Source organism: Mycolicibacterium sp. TUM20985 (assembly GCF_030295745.1).
Classification (GTDB): domain Bacteria; phylum Actinomycetota; class Actinomycetes; order Mycobacteriales; family Mycobacteriaceae; genus Mycobacterium.
Map to the genome: position 1 here is coordinate 3,846,842 of NZ_AP027291.1, position 18,592 is coordinate 3,865,433.

Annotated in this window: 18 protein-coding genes; 7 read left to right on the plus strand and 11 right to left on the minus strand. The window is 68.3% G+C overall.

Annotation, left to right across the window (positions count from 1 at the left end):
• Positions 1-25: 25 nt before the first annotated feature.
• Together ilvN and QUE68_RS18880 are read right to left on the minus strand one after the other, a co-directional pair.
• Positions 26-532, minus strand: coding sequence for an acetolactate synthase small subunit (ilvN, locus tag QUE68_RS18875; protein ID WP_284227714.1), 507 nt, complete (start codon positions 530-532; stop codon positions 26-28).
• Positions 532-2,391, minus strand: coding sequence for an acetolactate synthase large subunit (locus tag QUE68_RS18880; RefSeq protein ID WP_284235676.1), 1,860 nt, complete (start codon positions 2,389-2,391; stop codon positions 532-534). The genes ilvN and QUE68_RS18880 overlap by 1 nt, the downstream gene beginning before the upstream one ends.
• Positions 2,392-2,690: 299 nt before the next feature.
• Here QUE68_RS18880 and QUE68_RS18885 point away from each other — a divergent pair, with 299 nt between their 5' ends.
• The gene (locus tag QUE68_RS18885) at positions 2,691-3,032 is read left to right on the plus strand and encodes a PH domain-containing protein (protein WP_284231118.1); all 342 of its coding nucleotides are present in this window, start codon (positions 2,691-2,693) and stop codon (positions 3,030-3,032) included.
• A 6-nt stretch (positions 3,033-3,038) separates the two neighbouring features.
• On the opposite strand, the gene QUE68_RS18890 is transcribed toward QUE68_RS18885, so the two are convergent.
• Positions 3,039-3,869, minus strand: a complete 831-nt coding sequence (locus QUE68_RS18890) for a DoxX family protein (protein WP_284235675.1) — start codon at positions 3,867-3,869, stop codon at positions 3,039-3,041.
• Positions 3,870-4,005: 136 nt separating this feature from the next.
• Here QUE68_RS18890 and QUE68_RS18895 point away from each other — a divergent pair, with 136 nt between their 5' ends.
• Positions 4,006-5,127 (plus strand): PQQ-dependent sugar dehydrogenase, encoded by a 1,122-nt coding sequence (locus tag QUE68_RS18895; protein ID WP_284235674.1) that lies wholly within the window; start codon positions 4,006-4,008, stop codon positions 5,125-5,127.
• An 88-nt stretch (positions 5,128-5,215) separates the two neighbouring features.
• Positions 5,216-6,094, plus strand: a complete 879-nt coding sequence (locus tag QUE68_RS18900) for a glycosyltransferase family A protein (RefSeq protein WP_286274256.1) — start codon at positions 5,216-5,218, stop codon at positions 6,092-6,094.
• A gap of 11 nt (positions 6,095-6,105) precedes the next feature.
• Here QUE68_RS18900 and gatB read toward each other — a convergent pair whose 3' ends face one another.
• The 4 genes from gatB to gatC all read right to left on the minus strand — a co-directional run bounded on the left by gatB (position 6,106) and on the right by gatC (position 10,555).
• On the minus strand, positions 6,106-7,617 hold the full coding sequence (gene gatB, locus QUE68_RS18905; RefSeq protein ID WP_284235673.1) for an Asp-tRNA(Asn)/Glu-tRNA(Gln) amidotransferase subunit GatB: 1,512 nt from the start codon (positions 7,615-7,617) through the stop codon (positions 6,106-6,108).
• A gap of 108 nt (positions 7,618-7,725) precedes the next feature.
• Positions 7,726-8,757: an ATP-dependent 6-phosphofructokinase gene (locus QUE68_RS18910; RefSeq protein WP_284227724.1), complete on the minus strand. Its 1,032-nt coding sequence runs from the start codon at positions 8,755-8,757 to the stop codon at positions 7,726-7,728.
• Positions 8,758-8,774: 17 nt separating this feature from the next.
• Positions 8,775-10,259 carry an Asp-tRNA(Asn)/Glu-tRNA(Gln) amidotransferase subunit GatA gene (gene gatA / locus QUE68_RS18915; RefSeq protein ID WP_284235672.1) on the minus strand — a complete coding sequence of 495 codons (1,485 nt, stop codon included), beginning with the start codon at positions 10,257-10,259 and terminating at the stop codon, positions 8,775-8,777.
• Complete coding sequence (gene gatC / locus QUE68_RS18920; protein WP_284227726.1) at positions 10,256-10,555, minus strand: Asp-tRNA(Asn)/Glu-tRNA(Gln) amidotransferase subunit GatC; 300 nt, start codon at positions 10,553-10,555, stop codon at positions 10,256-10,258. Before gatC ends, gatA begins: the two co-directional genes overlap by 4 nt.
• A 67-nt stretch (positions 10,556-10,622) precedes the next feature.
• Between gatC and QUE68_RS18925 the strand changes: the two genes are divergently transcribed.
• The gene (locus QUE68_RS18925; protein WP_286274257.1) at positions 10,623-11,291 is read left to right on the plus strand and encodes an ACT domain-containing protein; all 669 of its coding nucleotides are present in this window, start codon (positions 10,623-10,625) and stop codon (positions 11,289-11,291) included.
• 5 nt (positions 11,292-11,296) lie between these two features.
• Here QUE68_RS18925 and QUE68_RS18930 read toward each other — a convergent pair whose 3' ends face one another.
• Positions 11,297-11,551 (minus strand): hypothetical protein, encoded by a 255-nt coding sequence (locus QUE68_RS18930; protein ID WP_284227728.1) that lies wholly within the window; start codon positions 11,549-11,551, stop codon positions 11,297-11,299.
• Between the two features lie 64 nt (positions 11,552-11,615).
• A complete protein-coding gene (gene ligA / locus QUE68_RS18935) occupies positions 11,616-13,673 on the minus strand; it encodes an NAD-dependent DNA ligase LigA (protein ID WP_284227729.1) in 2,058 nt (685 codons plus the stop codon).
• Between the two features lie 57 nt (positions 13,674-13,730).
• On the opposite strand from ligA, the gene QUE68_RS18940 reads away from it, so the two are divergent.
• Both QUE68_RS18940 and QUE68_RS18945 read left to right on the plus strand, forming a co-directional pair.
• Positions 13,731-14,135: an MmcQ/YjbR family DNA-binding protein gene (locus QUE68_RS18940; RefSeq protein WP_284235670.1), complete on the plus strand. Its 405-nt coding sequence runs from the start codon at positions 13,731-13,733 to the stop codon at positions 14,133-14,135.
• Between the two features lie 41 nt (positions 14,136-14,176).
• Entirely contained in the window at positions 14,177-15,784 is a 1,608-nt protein-coding gene (locus QUE68_RS18945) for a 4-coumarate--CoA ligase family protein (protein ID WP_284235669.1), read from the plus strand.
• 33 nt (positions 15,785-15,817) lie between these two features.
• Here the strand turns inward: QUE68_RS18945 and QUE68_RS18950 are convergent, their stop codons facing one another.
• A complete protein-coding gene (locus tag QUE68_RS18950; protein WP_284235668.1) occupies positions 15,818-16,828 on the minus strand; it encodes a uroporphyrinogen decarboxylase/cobalamine-independent methonine synthase family protein in 1,011 nt (336 codons plus the stop codon).
• Between the two features lie 45 nt (positions 16,829-16,873).
• Between QUE68_RS18950 and QUE68_RS18955 the strand changes: the two genes are divergently transcribed.
• Entirely contained in the window at positions 16,874-17,512 is a 639-nt protein-coding gene (locus tag QUE68_RS18955) for a sensor domain-containing protein (protein ID WP_284235667.1), read from the plus strand.
• Here the strand turns inward: QUE68_RS18955 and mnmA are convergent.
• Positions 17,509-18,591: a tRNA 2-thiouridine(34) synthase MnmA gene (gene mnmA / locus QUE68_RS18960; RefSeq protein WP_284227736.1), complete on the minus strand. Its 1,083-nt coding sequence runs from the start codon at positions 18,589-18,591 to the stop codon at positions 17,509-17,511. The genes QUE68_RS18955 and mnmA overlap by 4 nt on opposite strands.
• Position 18,592: the final 1 nt, after the last annotated feature.

Genomic DNA, 18,592 nt, shown 5'->3' on the forward strand with positions numbered 1-18,592 from the left:
TTCGTTCGTTCTTCGTCTAAATCGTTTACTTGCTGGTGACGATGGCACGCGGCCCGCGGGCCAGCGTCACCATGCCCGACTGCGCGATCTCCCTGATGCCATACGGCTCGAGGAGATTCAGCAGGGCCGTCAGCTTGCCGGGGGTGCCGGTGGCCTCGACCACCAGCGACTCGGCGGAGACGTCGACGACCTTGGCGCGGAAGAGGTTCACCGCCTCGATGATCTGACCGCGGGTGGTGGCGTCGGCGCGGACCTTGATCAGCGCCAGCTCACGCGAGACCGAGTTGTCCTCGTCCTGCTCGACGATCTTGATCACGTTGATCAGCTTGTTGAGCTGCTTGGTGATCTGTTCGAGCGGAAAGTCCTCGACCGAGACGACGATCGTCATCCGGGAGAGGTTCTTCTGCTCGGTGGCGCCGACGGCCAGCGACTGGATGTTGAAGCCGCGCCGGGAGAACAGCGACGCAACGCGGGCCAGCACGCCGGGTTTGTCCTCGACGAGCACCGACAGGGTGTGGGTCTGGATGGCCATTAGGCGTGCCCCTCGTTGCCCTGATCGTCGAAGAGCGGCCGAATACCCTGCGCGGCCTGGATCTCGTCGTTGCTGACGCCTGCGGCCACCATCGGCCACACCTGGGCGTCGGCGCCGACGATGAAGTCGATCACCACCGGCCGGTCGTTGATCGCCCTGGCCTGGTTGATGACGTCCTCGACGTCTTCGGCACGCTCACAACGCAATCCGACGCAACCGAGCGCCTCGGCCAACTTGAGGAAGTCGGGGATGCGACGGGAGTGCGTGGACAGACCCGTTTGCGAGTAGCGGCTCTCGTAGAAGAGCGTCTGCCACTGCCGCACCATGCCGAGGTTGCCGTTGTTGATGACGGCGACCTTGATGGGCGCGCCCTCGACGGCGCAGGTGGCCAGTTCCTGATTGGTCATCTGGAAGCAGCCGTCACCGTCGATGGCCCACACCTCGGCCTCGGGCCTACCGAACTTGGCGCCCATGGCGGCGGGCACCGCGTAGCCCATGGTGCCGAGGCCACCGGAGTTGAGCCACGTCTTGGGCTTCTCGTAGGAGATGAACTGCGCGGCCCACATCTGGTGCTGCCCAACGCCCGCCACGTACACCGCGTCCGGCCCGGCGATGCGGCCCAACGTCTCGATGACGTACTCGGGGCTCAGGCTGCCGTCGCTCTGGGGCCCGTAGCTCAGTGGGAAGGTCGCCTGCACGCCACGCAGGTACTCCCACCAGTCGTCGAGGTCCAGCGTGTCAGCGGACAGGCCGTCGCGGCGCAGCGCCCCCAGCAGATCGGTGATGACGTTCTTGACGTCACCCACGATCGGCACGTCGGCGTTGCGGTTCTTGCCGATCTCGGCCGGATCGATGTCGGCGTGAATCACCTTGGCGTCCGGCGCGAATGAGTCCAGCTTGCCGGTGACCCGGTCGTCGAACCGCGTCCCGAGCGCGATCAGCAGGTCGCTCTTCTGGAGGGCGCCCACCGCCGCGACGGTGCCGTGCATCCCCGGCATGCCGAGGTTCAGCGAATGGCTGTCGGGGAACGCCCCGCGGGCCATCAGGGTGGTGACGACCGGAATCCCGGTCAGTTCGGCCAGCTCAAACAACTCATCGGTCGCCTCGCCGCGGATGACGCCGCCGCCGACGTACAGCACCGGCTTGCGCGCGGTGCCGATGAGCTTGGCGGCCTCGCGAATCTGCCTGCTGTGCGGCCGGGTGTTCGGCTTGTACCCGGGCAGGTCGATCTTCGGCGGCCAACTGAAGGTGCACTGCGCCTGCAGCACGTCCTTCGGGATGTCCACCAGAACGGCTCCGGGACGGCCCGACTTGGCGATGTGGAACGCCTCGGCCATCACCTGGGCGATCTCGTCACCATTGCGGACCAGGAAGTTGTGCTTCGTGATCGGCATGGTGATGCCGGAGATGTCGGCCTCCTGGAAGGCGTCGGTGCCGATGAGGGCGCGGCCGACCTGTCCGGTGATGGCGACGACGGGGATCGAGTCCATCTGGGCATCGGCCAAGGGAGTGACCAGGTTGGTGGCACCGGGACCGGAGGTCGCCATCATCACGCCGACCTTGCCGGTGGCGTGGGCATATCCGCTCGCGGCGTGACCTGCGCCCTGTTCGTGACGCACCAGCACGTGACGCAGCTTCTGCGAGTCGAACAGCGGGTCGTAGACCGGGAGAACGGCCCCACCGGGAATGCCGAAGATGGTGTCGACGTCGAGCTCCTCGAGCGACCGGATGACTGCCTTTGCGCCCGTCATCTGTTCCGGGGCAACACGTTTCGGCTGCGCCGCGGGTGGTGTCGAGATGGCGGGCGTGCCATTGGCGCGCGTGTCCGGCTCGGGTGGTCGCGTGGTCGGTGCGCTCACGGTGTCCTCTACGTCCTGGTTGGGTCTGAAGGTGGGCAACAAAAAACCCCCGTCAGCGGATGCTGCACGAGGGTTGCGCGTCGGCTCGTAGGCTCTGACTGGTTACTCAGTCGGGGTTACGCACCAACGCGCGAACCAAGTACTACGAGAATCAAGACGGGCTTCATGACACCCGACGGTAGCCTCCGCACTGCTCAAAGGTCAAATTCCGCCGGGCCGCCCACCGGTGGAAGGATGGTCACGTGAGTTCACCATCCGCTGCAGCACCCTCGGCACCCGTCGTCATCAGGATCTCGCCGATGGCCTACTTCGCGGTCGGCTTCTTCACCCTCGGATTGACCGCCCTGGTGTTCGCCGGCCCGGTGTGGTTCGCAGCGTTGCTGATCATCCCGGTCGTGCTGACGCTGGCGGTGGCCCGCTACCGCACGACCGCCAGCCGGGACACCGTCACGGCGCGCACTCTGGTCGGCAGTCGAACGGTTGCCTGGGAAGACGTCGACGGGCTGCGCTTCGACAGGAAGGTCTGGGCGTCGGCCCACTTGAAGGACGGTTCGGACCTCCGGCTGCCCGCGGTCACCTTCGCCACGATCCCGCAGTTGACGGCCGCCACCGACGGCCGCGTCCCCAACCCGTACGCCTAGCCCGGGTCAGGCGATCGGGTTGACGCCGTTCAGCAGCACCCACACGCCGATACCGACGCCGACGCCGAGCACTAGCGCGACGGCGGATCCCACGAACGGACGCCTCGCCCAGCCGCGGCCTGCGTCGAAGCCGTAGCGACCCGGCCCGGTGAGCACCAGGGCGACGCCCAACACCAAGAGCATGACGAGGTATTCGTGTCCGTCCGGCAGGAAGAACGCGCGGTACCCACCGGCGGGCTGTGCCGCGACGGCCGCCAAGAGCGCGTTGATCAGGTACGCCACCGCCGCGGCCCCGGCGACCGGGGTGAACAGTCCCAGCACCAGAAGAACGCCCGCGCCGATCTGCCCGCCGACGGCGACGTAGGTCAGGATGTTCGCGTACCGGTAGCCCATGTCCACCAGCGACTGCTCGAACCCGTTGAGGCCCTGCCCGCCCCACAGGCCGAACGCCTTCTGCAGACCGTGGGCGATCAGCAGGGCACCGAGGCCGACCCGAAGCAGCATCAGACCGAGATCCTGGGTGCCGCGGCGACCCGCGGCGTCGTCCATCCCCACGCCGTCCGGTTCGATCTCGGTGGGCTCGGCGGACTGCGTCTGGTATCTGCCCGCCGGCTGCACGTACGGCAGCGGCTCCGGTTCGTGCAGCAGCCCGTACCCGGAGTTCTCCTGGCTGGGCGTGCCGGAGTCGTAACGCGGGATGGCGGTGGTCTCGAAGTCGCCGGCGTAGGGACTCGACGGGACGTCGTCCTCCGGGTCGACCAGGCGCGCCGACGCAGGGCGTGCGGCGAGGTCTTCCGGTCTCTGCCATGCGCGCGGATCGTGAGATGTACTGGTCACGTTTCCAGCGTAAGTGCTGATTACCTGCGAATCGTGGATTGGCGCGGTCCGATCGCGCCGAGATTCGCCGCGTCGCCACGCGCGGCGCACCCGTCGACGTGGCGCGCATGGCCCGGCGATCCGTAATCTGGCGGGCATGAGTATGCACCGGCCAACGCGGAGTGTGCTGGTGCTGCTGTGTGCGGCGTTGCTGGCCGGGGCGGGTTGCGCCCGTTTCGACGACAACCAGTCCCAGCCGTTCACCACCCAACCGGAGATGGCCCCGCCCCCGAGCGAGGAGCCACCGCCGCCGCCTCCCCTACCCGCCCAGCCGTTCCCGAAGGCCTGCGACGCGAAGGGCGTCATGCAGGGCTGTCTGGAGAGCACCAGCGGGCTGATCATGGGTCCCGACAGCAAGTCGGCCCTGGTGGCCGAGCGCACCACGGGCGCGGTCAAGGAGATCGCGACCAACGCCGAACCCAACGTCAAGCTGGTGATTCCCGTCGATCCCTCCGGAGACGGCGGCCTGATGGACATCGTGTTGTCGCCGTCCTACGGGCAGGACCGGTTGATGTACGCCTACATCAGCACGCCCAGCGACAACCGCGTCGTCCGGATCGCCGACGGCGACGTGCCCAAGCCGATCCTGACGGGCATCCCGAAGGGGGCGACCGGCAACATGGGCGCGCTCATGTTCACCAGTCCCACCACGCTGGAAGTGCTCACCGGCGACGCGGGCGATCCTGGCCAGGCATCCGACCCGGGTTCGCTGGCAGGCAAGCTGATTCGCATCGAGCAGCCGACGACGGTGAATCAGGCCCCGCCAACGACCGCGCTGAGCGGCATCGGTGCCGCCGGCGGACTGTGCATGGACCCGGCCGACGGTTCCCAGTTCGTCACCGACCGGACACCGACCGGTGACCGACTGCAGCGCATCACCAAGGACTCGGTGGTGTCGACCGTGTGGACGTGGCCGGACAAGCCGGGTATCGCCGGCTGCGTGGTCACCGACGGCACCGTCCTGGTGAACCTGGTGAACACCAAGCAGACCGTCGCCGTCCGCTTGGCTCCCGATACCGGTGCGGTCACGGGTGACCCGGAGGTCATCAGGCAGGACGTGCACGGACACGCCTGGGCCCTGCAGCTCTCACCGGACGGCAACGTGTGGGGCGGCACCGTCAACAGGACCTCCGGTGACCCCGACAAGGTCGACGACGTCGTCTTCCCGCTCTTCCCGCAGGGTGGCGGATTCCCGCGCACCAACGCCGAGAACACCTAGTTGGGGGCCGCGGCTGCCAGTAAAGTGCAGTCGCACGTTGCGAGCCGGCAACGCGTGATCGAACGCGACTGCCCCGGGGGGCACGACGATGCTCGCGTTCGTCACGACCTTGCGGCACCCGGAGAACTCGAGTGACTACGCCGACGTCGAGCAGCTGCTCGAGGACAGCTTGCAGTCGATCTCCCAACAGACATGCGACGACTACATCACCGTGATCGTCGGCAATCAGCGGCCACGGTTCACGCTGCCACCGCGAACGCACTTCATCGAGGTCGACTTCGATCCGCCGTCACCAATTCGTGCTCCGGGTACCGGCCCGAGCGCGGCCATCTGGGACAAGGGCACGAAAACTGGTGTCGCACTTGCCTGGTTGCGGACATCGCCCCCCGACTACGTGATGTTCTTCGACGCCGACGACTTCGTCCACCGCGACGTGGCGGCGTACGTCCACGACCATCCGGGCGGCCCGGGTTGGGTCGTCAAACGCGGTTACGTCTATTCACGACGACGCAACGCCTACGCCCGGCGGCGTCGGCTGGACCGAATCTGCGGCACGTCGTTCATCATTCCGTTCGCCGCCTTCGACGTTCCGCCGACCTTGGCGGTCGACGCCACCCAGGCGGCGGTCGCCGATGCCTTCGGCACCGAGGTGATGGAACAAGTTCTCGCCGGGCATCGCTACGCGCTGCAGTGGTGGAGACGGCGCGGCCGCGTCCTAGAGGTCTTCCCGTTCGAAGGTGCGATCTATCACGTGGATACCGGCGAGAACCATTCCGGCAACCGGCTCTCGGGTCCAGCGCTGCCACATAGCCAGAACCTCGCCGTCGACTTCGCGGTACGGCCGTCCAAGCCACGGCTCGCCACGTGGTGGTCGGCAGCCGGGGCCCCGGCATGGCGACCGGATCTGCGGCCGCGACGCCCGTTCTTCGTCAAGCCTCGCGCGCCCCAGTCGTCACGGCGTCGCTGAGTGCGTTCCGGTCATCCTTCGACGCCACAGGCGGCCAGGACCAGTTCCCTGACCCGCGCGGCGTCGGCCTGACCCTTGGTGGCCTTCATGACGGCACCGACCACGGCCCCTGCCGCCTGCACCTTGCCACCGCGAATCTTGTCGGCGATGCCGGGGTTGGCGGCCAGTGCCTCGTCGACCGCCGCCTGGATCACCGAATCGTCGCGGACGACCGCCAGCCCGCGGTCGGCCATCACCTGATCGGGTTCCCCCTCGCCCGCCAGCACGCCCTCGATCACCTGGCGCGCCAGCTTGTTCGACAGCTTGCCCTCGTCGACCAACTTCACCACCGCGGCGACCTGAGGCGGCGTGATGGCGAGGTCGGCTGCGCTCACTCCGGCTTCATTGGCCTTCTGCACCAAGAAGTTTCCCCACCAGGCCCGGGCGGCCTCGCTCGAGGCGCCGGCGGCGACCGTCGCGGTGACCAGATCGATGACGCCATTGTTCACCAGGTCGCGCATGACCTCGTCGGAGATTCCCCAGTCCTGCTGAATCCTGTTGCGCTGCAACCACGGTAGCTCGGGAATGGTGCCGCGCAACTGCTCGACGAGCTCGGCGCTCGGCGCGACCGGCTCCAGGTCGGGCTCCGGAAAGTACCTGTAGTCCTCCGCGGTCTCCTTGCGACGGCCCGCGCTGGTGTAGCCGTCCTCGTGGAAGTGCCTCGTCTCCTGAACGATCTCGCCGCCGGCCTCCAAGATGGCTGCCTGCCGGCGCATTTCGTAGCGAACGGCGACCTCGACACTCTTGAGGGAGTTCACGTTCTTCGTCTCGGTGCGGGTGCCGAACTCGGCTCGGCCGATCGGCCTGAGGGACAGGTTGGCGTCGCAGCGCATCGAACCCTGGTCCATCCGCACGTCGGAGACGTCCAGCCCCCGCAGCAGATCCCGCAGCGCGGTGACGTAGGCACGGGCGATCTCCGGGGCTCGAGCGCCCGCACCCTCGATGGGCTTGGTGACGATCTCGACCAGTGGCACGCCGGCCCGGTTGAAGTCGAGGAGCGACGTGGTGGCGCCCGCGATGCGACCGGTGACGCTGCCGAGGTGCGTCAGCTTGCCGGTGTCCTCCTCCATGTGCGCGCGCTCGATCTCCACTCGCCACGTGGTGCCGTCGTCGAGCGGGGCGTCGAGGTATCCGTTGATCGCGATGGGTTCGTCGTACTGGCTGATCTGGTAGTTCTTCGGCTGATCGGGGTAGAAGTAGTTCTTGCGGGCGAACCGCCCCCACGGCGCGATGTCGCAGTTCAGCGCGAGCCCGATGCGGATCGCGGACTCGACGGCCGAGGAGTTGACCACGGGCAGCGCGCCGGGCAGCCCCAAGCACACCGGGCATACCTGGGTGTTGGGTTCGGCGCCGAACTGGTTGGCGCAGCCGCAGAACATCTTGGTCGCGGTCGACAGTTCGACGTGGACCTCCATGCCCATCACGGGGTCGTAGCGGGCCATGACCTCGTCGTAATCGAGCAGTTCAGCGGAGGCGACAGTCATGAGGCAATCCTAGTTAGTGGGTCCACCCTCCCCGCGAGCAGACGCAAAAGGCCCTGAAACGGGCCCATCGAGGGCCTTTTGCGTCTGCTCGCGGGGAAACTGGCGGGGTCAGCCGAAGAACTCGGCGGCGTCGTCGTACCGGCCCTGCGGCACCAGCTTCAACTGCTTGACGGCCTCGGCCAACGGCACCCGGCCGATCTCCTGACCGCGCAGGGACACCATCATCCCGTACTCCCCGGAGTGGGCGGCGTCGGCCGCATTGACGCCGAACCGGGTGGCCAGCACGCGGTCATAGGCGGTCGGGGTGCCGCCGCGCTGCACGTGGCCGAGCACCGTGGTGCGCACTTCCTTCTTGATCCGCTTCTCGATCTCGACTCCGAGCTGATGGGCCACGCCGGTGAACTTCACATGCCCGAACTCGTCGATTCCGCCGTCCCGCAACATCATCGAGCCCTCGGCGGGCATGGCGCCCTCGGCGACCACGCAGATGAAGTGCGAATCGCCGCGCACGAAGCGCTGTTTGATCAGCCGGCAGACCTCTTCGACGTCGAACGGCTGCTCGGGAATCAGCGTCATGTGAGCACCCGACGCCAGCCCGGCGTTCAGCGCAATCCACCCGGCGTGACGGCCCATGACCTCGACGAGCATCACCCGCTGATGGGATTCCGCCGTGCTGTGCAGGCGGTCGATGGCGTCGCTGGCGACCTGGAGCGCCGTGTCGTGGCCGAACGTCACGTCGGTGCAGTCGATGTCGTTGTCGATGGTCTTCGGGACGCCCACGACGGGGACGTTCTCCTCCGACAGCCAGTGCGCCGCGGTCAGTGTGCCCTCGCCGCCGATGGGGATCAGCACGTCGATGCCGTTGTCCTCCATCGTCTGCTTGATCTGGTCGAGGCCCGCGCGCAGCTTGTCGGGGTTCACCCGCGCGGTGCCGAGGATGGTGCCGCCCTTGCCGAGCAACCTGTCGTTGCGGTCGTCATTGGCCAGCTGGATGCGGCGGTCTTCGAGGAGACCGCGCCAACCGTCGAGGAACCCGACGACCGAGGACTTGTACCGAACGTCGCACGTCCGCACCACGGCCCGGATGACCGCGTTCAGGCCAGGACAGTCGCCGCCTCCGGTGAGCACTCCAATGCGCATGCGCTTATCTTCCCCCGTCAGATCGCCGTTGGCAGCGGACCGCGCGCTGCTTCGTAGGCGGCACCGACGCGGTACAGCCGGTCATCGGCCAGCGCGGGTGCCATGATCTGCAGGCCGACGGGCAGGCCGTCGTCTGCAGAGAGCCCCGAGGGCACCGACATCCCGCAGTGCCCGGCGAGGTTCAAGGGCAGCGTGCACAAATCGAACAGGTACATCGCGAGGGGGTCGTCGACCTTCTCCCCGAGCGGGAAGGCTGTCGTGGGGGTGGCGGGTGAGATGAGCACGTCGACGTCGCCATAAGCCCGCTCGAGGTCCTGGGCGATCAGCGTCCGGACCTTCTGCGCCTGGTTGTAGTACGCGTCGTAGTAACCCGCCGACAGCGCGTAGGTACCAATCATGATGCGACGCTTCACTTCTGGTCCGAAGCCAGCGGCCCGGGTCATCGCCATTACTTCTTCGGCACTGTGCGTGCCGTCATCGCCGACCCTCAGCCCGTAGCGCATCGCGTCGAAGCGGGCCAGGTTGCTCGACACCTCCGACGGCAGGATCAGGTAGTAGGCCGCCATGGAGTGGTCGAAGTTCGGGCAGTCCACCTCGGTGACCTCCGCCCCGAGTTCGGCGAGCTGGTCGACAGCGGCGTTGAACGACGCCAGCACCCCCGGCTGGTAACCCTCGCCGCTGCGCAGCTGCTTCACGACGCCGACGCGAACGCCTGTGAGATCCCCCACCGCGCCAGCTCGGGCCGCCGCCACGACGTCGGGCACCGCGGCCTCCACCGAGGTCGAATCGCGTGGGTCGTGGCCGGCGACGACCTGGTGCAGCAGCGCCGTGTCGAGCACGGTGCGCGCACACGGTCCGCCTTGATCCAGCGACGAGGCGCAGGCGATGAGGCCGTAGCGCGACACCGTCCCGTACGTCGGCTTCACGCCGACGGTGGCGGTCAGCGCGGCGGGCTGGCGGATGGACCCGCCGGTGTCGGAGCCCATCGCCAGCGGTGCCTGGAAGGAGGCCAGGGCTGCGGCACTGCCGCCACCCGAGCCGCCGGGAACGCGCTCGACGTTCCACGGGTTGCGGGTGGGCCCGTAGGCGGAGTTCTCGGTCGAGCTGCCCATCGCGAACTCGTCCATGTTGGTCTTGCCAAGGATCGGGATGCCCGCTGCCCGCAGTCGCGCGGTCACCGTCGCGTCGTAGGGGGAACGCCAGCCCTCGAGGATCTTGGAGCCGCAGGTGGTGGGCATGTCCACGGTGGTGAAGACGTCCTTGAGCGCGAGCGGCACCCCGGCCAGCGGCGACGGCAGCGCCTCCCCGGCGGCGACTGCCGCGTCGATCCGGCCCGCCTGGGCCAGCGCCTCGTCGGCCGCGACGTGCAGGAACGCGTGGTACCGGTCGTCGGTCTCGGCGATCTGGTCGAGGTGAGCCTGGGTCACCTCCGTCGAGCTGACCTCCTTGTTCGCGATCTTGGCGCCAAGCGTTGCAGCGTCCAGGCGGACGAGGTCGCTCACTGCTCCTCCCCCAGGATGCGCGGCACGGCGAAGCGTCCCTCGACGGCATTGGGGGCGGCGGCCAGGGCCTGCTCCTGCGTCAGGCTGGGCGCGACGGCGTCGGGCCGGGTCACGTTCACGTCCTTCAAGGGGTTGTCCGTGGCCTCGACCCCGGTGACGTCGACCGCCTGAATCCGGCTGACGTGCTCCAGGATGGCATCGAGCTGGCCGGCGAAGCTGTCCAGTTCGCCGTCGGTAAGGGTGAGTCGGGCCAGACGTGCCAGATGGGCGACGTCGTCCCGCGAGATCTGCGACACGACCACGAAGCCTAGTCATCGCGACCGGAGGGTTTCGAGTCGCTCCGCTCCCACCCTCCGTGAAACAGTGTTGCCCGTGCCGTCATATCTGCTCCGGGTCGAGCTCGAGGACCGCCCCGGCAGCCTGGGCTCGTTAGCCGTGGCACTGGGTTCGGTGGGCGCGGACATCCTGTCCCTCGACGTCGTCGAGCGTTCTGCCGGCTACGCGGTCGACGACCTGTGCGTCGACCTGCCCCCCGGCGCGATGCCCGACATGCTGATCACGGCCGCCGAGAAGCTCAACGGGGTCTACGTCGACAGCATCCGCCCGCACACCGGCCTGCTGGAGGCGCACCGGGAACTCGAGCTGATCGACCACATCGCGGCTGCCGGGCACAAGCAGGACAAGCTCCAAGTTCTGGCCGACGAGGCGCCGAAGGTCCTGCGTGTCGGCTGGTGCCTGGTGGTGCGGCTCGGAGCCACCGGGCTCGAGGTGGTCGCCAGCAGCAGTGGGGCACCCGAGACCGCTGCCGAGTCCGCGCCGTGGCTGCCGCTCGAACACGCTGTCGCGCTCGACGCTTCCGCGGAATGGGCACCGCAGGGATGGCGGGACTTCGACACCACGCTGGCCGCCGCGCCACTCGGTGATCAGAGCACGGCGGTCATGCTCGGCCGACCGGGCGGACCCGCGTTCCGGCCGTCGGAAGTCGCCCGGCTGGGTTACCTCGCGGGCATCGTGGCGACCATCCTGCGCTGAGCGACTCAGGCGCCCGCGGGCACCGGATACCGGTCGTTGACGTCGGCGTTGGAGTCCTTGCGGGCGCAGTGCGCGCAGCAGAAGATCGCCTCTTCGGTCTCGATCCCGTGCCCGAGGATTCGGCAGCCGCAGTGCGCGCATTCCGGCGCCAGCTGGGCCGCGGCGCACTCCACGCTGTCGAACGTTGCGGTGCGCCCGTCGTGCCAGGTCACCGTGAAGGCCTTGTCGTAGTGGTTGCCGCAGGTATCGCAGATCGCCATGGGAATCCTCCTGGTTGGGGTCCCGGTCGGATTCCCCTGCTCGGCCCGGACAAACCCTTCGGACTCAGCCGTGATCCGGCCCGTCCGCCAGCAGCCGCCGGAAACCCTCCTCGTCCAGGATCGGCACGCCGAGCTCGATTGCCTTGTCGTACTTGGTTCCTGGCGCGTCGCCGGCGACGACGTAGGCGGTCTTCTTCGACACGGAACCAGCAGCCTTGCCGCCTCGCACGAGGATGGCCTCCTTGGCCTCGTCGCGGGAGAACCCGGCAAGCGATCCCGTCACGACGATGGACAGACCCTCCAGCGTCCGCGGGATGCTGGCGTCGCGTTCGTCGTGCATCCGCACACCCGCCGCACGCCACTTGTCGACGATGGCGCGGTGCCAGTCGACGGTGAACCAATCGATGACCGCGGCGGCGATGGTGGGGCCGACTCCCTCGCTGGCGGCGAGCTGCTCCTCGGTCGCCGCCTCGATCGCGTCCAGACTGCCGAACTCACTGGCCAGGGCCCGGGCGGCGGTCGGCCCGACGTGCCGGATGGACAACGCCACCAACACCCGCCACAACGGCTGCTGCTTGGCCTTGCCGAGATTTCCGAGCAGGCGCTTGCCGTTGGCCGAGATCTCGCCCTTCTGCGTGGTGAACAGATCGGTGCGCAGCAGGTCGTCGGCGGCCAGCGTGAAGAGGTCACCTTCGTCGGTGATCACCCCCGCCTGCAAAAGCGCGATGGCGGCCTCATAACCCAGTCCCTCGATGTCGAAGGCGCCACGACCCGCGACGTGGAAGACGCGCTCGCGCAACTGGGCTGGACACGTGCGCGAGTTCGGACAGCGGATGTCCGCATCGCCCTCCTTGGCGGGGGCCAGCGTGGTGCCGCATTCGGGGCAGGTCGTCGGCATCTGGAACGCACGCTCGGTGCCGTCGCGCACTTCGACGACCGGTCCGAGCACCTCGGGGATGACGTCACCGGCCTTGCGGATGACGACGGTGTCGCCGATGAGCACGCCCTTGCGGGTGACCTCGGAGGCGTTGTGCAGCGTCGCGAGCCCGACCGTGGACCCGGCGATCTTCACCGGTTCCATGTAGGCGAACGGTGTGACGCGACCGGTGCGGCCGACGTTGACCCGGATGTCGAGCAGCTTCGTGGTGGCTTCCTCGGGCGGATACTTGTAGGCGATCGCCCACCGCGGCGCGCGCGACGTGGCGCCCAGTCGGCGTTGCAGCGCCACGTCGTCCACCTTGACGACGACACCATCGATTTCGTGTTCGACGTCGTGGCGATGCTCACCCCAGTAGACGACGCGCTCGGCCACGGCGTGGATGCCCGTGACGCGGGTGGTGTGGTCGGACACCGGCAGGCCCCACGCCTTGAGTGCGAGGTAGGCGTCGTGGAGGGTGACGGGCGTGAAGCCCTCGGTGCGGCCGAGGCCGTGGCAGATCATGTGGAGGTTGCGTCGGGCGGTGACCGCCGGATTCTTCTGTCGCAGCGAACCCGCCGCGCTGTTGCGGGGATTGGCGAAGGGCGCCTTGCCCTCTGCGACGAGACCCGCGTTGAGATCCTCGAAGTCGGCGAGCCGGAAGAAGACCTCACCGCGCACCTCCAGCACACTCGGCACGGGGTAGTCGTCGTGGTGCGTCAGGCGTTCGGGGATGCCGTCGATGGTCCGGGCGTTCAAGGTCACGTCCTCACCGGTGCGTCCGTCACCGCGGGTGGCGGCTCGGGTCAGGACGCCGTCGCGGTACACCAGTGCCAGCGCGACGCCGTCGATCTTCAGCTCGCACAGGAACTCTGGATCGGCGCCGACCTCTCCGGTCAGCCGGGTGGCCCACGCGATGAGCTCCTCGGGGTTGAAGACGTTGTCGAGACTCAACATTCGCTCGAGGTGGTCGGCCGAGCTGAAGTCGGTGGCGAAGCCGGCCCCGCCGACCAGCTGCGTGGGTGAGTCGGGGGTGCGGAGCTCGGGGTAGCGCTCCTCCAGCGCCGTCAGCTCACCGAGCAGCCGGTCGAACTCCCCGTCGGAGACGATCGGTGCGTCCTTGACGTAGTACCGGAACTGGTGGCTCCGGACCTCGTCGGCCAGCTGCTGCCACTCGCGACGGACGTCGGCGTCAGGTGAGCTCACCTTGGCAGGTTATCGGAGGTGCCCGACAGGCCCGATGACCGCCGATAGACTGCCCGGGTGCCGCACCCGATCATGTTCCGCGAGGACGATCCCGGGCTGGCCGAGGTGCGCGCCATCGCACTGGCCTACCCCGAGGCGTACGAGAAGGTGTCCCACGGCAGGCCCGGCTTCTTCGTCTCCAAGATGTTCGCGATGTACGGCGGCAGCTCCAAGGAGACGGGCCGGATGACGGCCGTTCCGCACTGCCTCCTGGTCAAGGTCGACGATTCGGACCGGGTGGCGCTGGCCCAGGACCGACGCTTCTTCCGTCCCGCCTACCTGGGTCCCTCGGGCTGGCTCGGTCTGGACTTCACGGCCGCCGACGTCGACTGGGACGAGGTCCGCGAACTGATCGACGCGTCGTTTCGATTGGTCGCACCGGCGCGATTGATCAAGGCTCTCGGGGCCAACCGACAGCAGTAGCCGACTCAGCAATCGACGGTCATGGTTCGATCGGAGGCACGATGAGTTTCTCCAGCCCCTTCCCCCAGGTCACGATTCCCGCCACCAGCGTCTACGACTACCTCTTCGCTGCCGAGGACGCTGATTCCGACCGCGTCGCACTGGTCGATGCGACGTCCGGATCCGAAACGACGTATGCCGAGATGATCGCCCGCATCGACGCGTTCGCCGGAGCGCTCGCCGCGCGCGGCATCGGCGTCGGCGACGTCGTCGGACTGTTGGCGCCCAACAGTTCGGCGTTCACCATCGCCTTCCACGGCATCCTTCGAGCGGGCGCCACGGCGACCACGATCAATGCGCTCTTCACGGCCAAGGACATCGCCAAACAGCTCGCCGACTCGGGCGCCACGATGCTGATCACCGTGACGCCCCTGGTGACGCAGGCCGCCGAAGGTGCAGCGTCGCGCGGACTGCCCGACGACCGGGTCGCGGTGCTCGACGGCCCCGGCCAACAGGTCGACGGACACCCGAATCTCGCCGACCTGCTCGGGCCCGGCCTGCCCGCTCCAGACGTGACCTTCGACCCCGCCACCCACCTCGCGGTGCTGCCGTACAGCTCGGGCACGACGGGCAATCCCAAGGGGGTGATGCTCACCCATCGCAACCTGGTGGCCAACGTGGCACAGATCCGGCCACTGCAGGGCATGCAGCCGGACGACCGCATTCTGGCCGTGCTCCCGTTCTTCCACATCTACGGCATGACGGTGCTGCTCAATGCCGCCCTGCACGCACGCGCGCGACTGGTCATCATGTCGAGCTTCGATCTCGAGGGCTTCCTCGGCAACATCCAGAACCACCGGTGCACGTTCGCGTTCATCGCACCTCCCGTCGCCGTGGCCCTCGCCAAGCACCCGGCGGTCGACTCTTACGACCTGTCGAGCCTGCGGAGCATCATGTCGGGCGCCGCTCCCCTCGACGAGGATCTCGGCAACGCCGTCGCGCGGCGGCTGGACTGCCGGGTCGTGCAGGGGTACGGCATGAGCGAGTTGAGCCCCGTCAGCCACATCACGCCGTCCGACGGCGGGCGGGAACTGGTCGGGCCGGTCGCGCCGCTGGCCTCGTGCGGATGGACGGTCCCGAACGCCGTCAGCAAGATCGTCGACCCCGCCACCGGCGCTGAAATCAACCCTCCGACAGAGGGACTCAGCGAACCGGGCGAGCTCTGGTTCAAGGGCCCGAACGTCATGGCGGGGTACCTCGGCAACGACGAGGCCACCCGCGACACCGTCGACGACGACGGCTTCCTCCACACCGGCGACGTGGCGCGGGTGGACTCGACGGGGTGCGTCTACATCGTCGATCGGCTCAAGGAGCTCATCAAGTACAAGGGCTACCAGGTACCACCGGCCGAACTGGAAGCGGTACTCCTGACCCATCCCGGCATCGCCGACGCCGCTGTCATCGGTGTGACCGACTCGAACTCCGGCGAGGAGATCCCGAAGGCGTTCGTGGTCAAGCTATCCGGTACCGAACTGACCGAAGACGAGGTGATGGAGTTCGTCGCCGACCACGTGGCCCCGTACAAGAAGGTCCGCCAGGTGGCCTTCATCGAGGCGATTCCGAAATCCGCCTCGGGCAAGATCCTCCGCAAGGACCTACGGACTCCATAGGACGGCGAGGACACCGCGGCCTTGGCCACGGACCTACACCCCGCTGGGATCCTCGGCGATCCCGTCGGCACCCTTCTGCGCCAGTTCGATGGCAGTCCTCGCCCACTGCTCCGTTGCCCCGGCGAGACCGCAGGCCGGCGTGACGCCGATGCGGTCGCGCAACACCGCACGCGCGAAGCCGAGCCGGTCGGTGATCGTCGCGGCCGCCTTCGCCACGTCATGCGGCGAGGGTTGGCGGTCCGGGGCCTGCACCGCAATGACCCCGAGCATCACCACGCGACCGGATTCCACGAACTCGCCGATCCCGTCGAGGTCTGCTGCGGTCAGAGTGGCTACGTCAACCGACACCGCAGCAAAGGCGCTGCGCCGCAATGTGTTCCACGGTAGGTTTGGCGCGCAACAGTGCATGACGACCTCGCCGCCGACGGTCGCCACGCACTCGTCGAGCAGGCTCTGCGCCAACGATTCGTCCACCGGATGCACCGGCGAGAAGCTACTCACCCCGGTCAGCCGGCCGGCCAGCGCGGCGGGCAGCGACGGTTCGTCGAGTTGCACCACGACCGGTACATCCAGCCGTCGCGCGATCTCGGCGCGGTGTCGGGCGATGCCCTCGGCCAGGCTGCCGGCCAGGTCGCGGACCGCCCCCACGTCGGTGATGGCACGGTGCCCATTGGCCAGTTCGAGATGTGCCGCCAACGTGATCGGCCCGGGCGCCTGGACCTTGACCGTGCGCGAACCGCCGCGCAGGCCCGCCCGCTCCCAGGCCTCCTCCAGGGCGTCGACGTCCTGGTCGAGCAGGCTCGCCGCCCGCCGCACCACCGAGCTCCGGCCGGGGCTGACACGGTAGCCACGGGGCACCGTGTCGATGCCGATGTCGACGAGCAGCGCACCGGCGCGACCGATCAGATCGGCCCCGACCCCCCGGGCCGGCAACTCCACGAGGTGGGTCAGTGTATGCAGCTCGCCGACCACCACTTCAGCGGCTTGACGCGCCGTCGTGCCTGGCCAAGATCCCACGCCGGTTGCCGCGGCGAAAACGCTCACGCGGCCAACACTATTCGATGACCGGCGGAAGGGTTACCGTCGATCATGCCCGCATCGCCCACCAGGCTGCTGCTGGCGGTCTGTGCAGCCGCACTGACCGTGGCGTGCAGCTCGACGGTCATCGGTGTCGCCGTTCGCCCCACGCCCGGGCTCGACGATCGGTCCCGGTCCCCCGTCGACGTGGACGGCGTTCTGCTCGAGCAGTCCCAGATGCGGGCCATCACCGGCGCCGGTGACGATCTGACGATCATCCCCAGCATGGACGGCAAGTTTCCCGTGGACGTCGACGCCTTCGCCGACCGCGTGCCCGCGGCGTGCGCCTGGATCTTCGCCGAGACCCAAACGTTCGGGCCGGAAGTCGAGGAGTTCCACAAGACGACCTATCAGAATCCGCCGAAGGGCGCGCTGATCTCCCAGGGCGCGGCCGGCTACCGCGACGTCGCCGTGGCCCGGCGCACGCTCGATGGCCTTATCGATCGGGTGGACGCCTGCGCAGCGTCGACGTCCGGGTACGTCGGTGACTGGACGACCACCACCGACGGCGTGCGCACCCGCACCAGCAGTGAGTGCGGTCGCGACTACCAGCTGAAGTCTGCGGTGCTGGTCGAGGTGACGTTCTGCGCCTATCCGGCGTCGGTGCCCGGCATCGTCATGACGAACATCCTCGAGCGCATCCCCGGTTAGCGTCGGTGGTCTGCGACGGCGATCGTGGCGCTCGCGATGACCTCGTCACCCTCGGGGTCCGTCCGGTACAGCACCATGGTCTGCCCGGCCGCGACCCCACGAATCGGGCCGCGAAGCTTGGTGACGAGCGTGTCGCCGTCCACCTCCGCCACCGCCTGGGCGATGCCGCCGTGGGCGCGCACCTGAACCTCGCACTCGACGGGTCCGACCAGCGGCGAACCCGCCGTGAACACCGGGCGCTCCCCCACCAGCCTCCAGACGTCGAGATCATCGGCGGCGCCGACGTGCACCGTGCCGCTCTGGGCGTCGATCGAGGTCACGTACCTGGGCCGGCCGTCGGGCCCCGGTCCTGCGATGCCGAGACCCTTGCGCTGGCCGATCGTGAACCCGTGCACACCGTCGTGTTCGGCCAGCACCGTGCCACCGGCATCGACCACCGCACCCCGACGGACAGCGATGCGCGCCCCGAGGAACGCGCGGGTGTCCCCGGACGGGATGAAGCAGATGTCGTGGCTGTCGGGCTTGTCGGCGACGGCGAGACCTCGTCGGGCCGCCTCTTCACGGATCTGCGGCTTGGGGGTGTCGCCGATCGGAAAGATCGCGGTCGCGAGTTGGTGGGCGTTCAGCACACCCAGGACGTAGGACTGATCCTTGTCGTAGTCGACGGCGCGTCGCAGCCGCCCACCGGACAGCCGGGCGTAGTGGCCGGTGGCGATCGCGTCGAACCCCAGCGCCAGCGCGCGGGCCGACAACGCCGAGAACTTGACCTTCTCGTTGCACCGGACGCAGGGATTGGGCGTCTCGCCACGCGCATAGGACGCGACGAAGTCGTCTATCACGTCCTCCTTGAAGCGATCGGCGAAATCCCAGACGTAGAAGGGGATGTCGAGGATGTCCGCGACGCGGCGGGCGTCACCGGCGTCCTCCTTCGAGCAGCATCCGCGGGACCCGGTGCGCAACGTTCCCGGCGCCGACGACAGGGCCAGGTGCACGCCGACCACGTCATGACCGTCGTCCACCATGCGCGCCGCGGCCACCGAGGAGTCGACCCCGCCGCTCATCGCGACCAGTACCCGCATG

Bases quoted from the DNA above. Each gene is read 5' to 3' on its own strand.
- ilvN (WP_284227714.1), bottom strand. From the start codon at position 532: ATGGCCATCCAGACCCACACCCTGTCGGTGCTCGTCGAGGACAAACCC.
- QUE68_RS18885 (WP_284231118.1), top strand. From the start codon at position 2,691: ATGGCCTACTTCGCGGTCGGCTTCTTCACCCTCGGATTGACCGCCCTG.
- QUE68_RS18895 (WP_284235674.1), top strand. From the start codon at position 4,006: ATGAGTATGCACCGGCCAACGCGGAGTGTGCTGGTGCTGCTGTGTGCG.
- QUE68_RS18900 (WP_286274256.1), top strand. From the start codon at position 5,216: ATGCTCGCGTTCGTCACGACCTTGCGGCACCCGGAGAACTCGAGTGAC.
- gatB (WP_284235673.1), bottom strand. From the start codon at position 7,617: ATGACTGTCGCCTCCGCTGAACTGCTCGATTACGACGAGGTCATGGCC.
- QUE68_RS18910 (WP_284227724.1), bottom strand. From the start codon at position 8,757: ATGCGCATTGGAGTGCTCACCGGAGGCGGCGACTGTCCTGGCCTGAAC.
- QUE68_RS18930 (WP_284227728.1), bottom strand. From the start codon at position 11,551: ATGGCGATCTGCGATACCTGCGGCAACCACTACGACAAGGCCTTCACG.
- QUE68_RS18945 (WP_284235669.1), top strand. From the start codon at position 14,177: ATGAGTTTCTCCAGCCCCTTCCCCCAGGTCACGATTCCCGCCACCAGC.
- QUE68_RS18955 (WP_284235667.1), top strand. From the start codon at position 16,874: ATGCCCGCATCGCCCACCAGGCTGCTGCTGGCGGTCTGTGCAGCCGCA.
- mnmA (WP_284227736.1), bottom strand. From the start codon at position 18,591: ATGCGGGTACTGGTCGCGATGAGCGGCGGGGTCGACTCCTCGGTGGCC.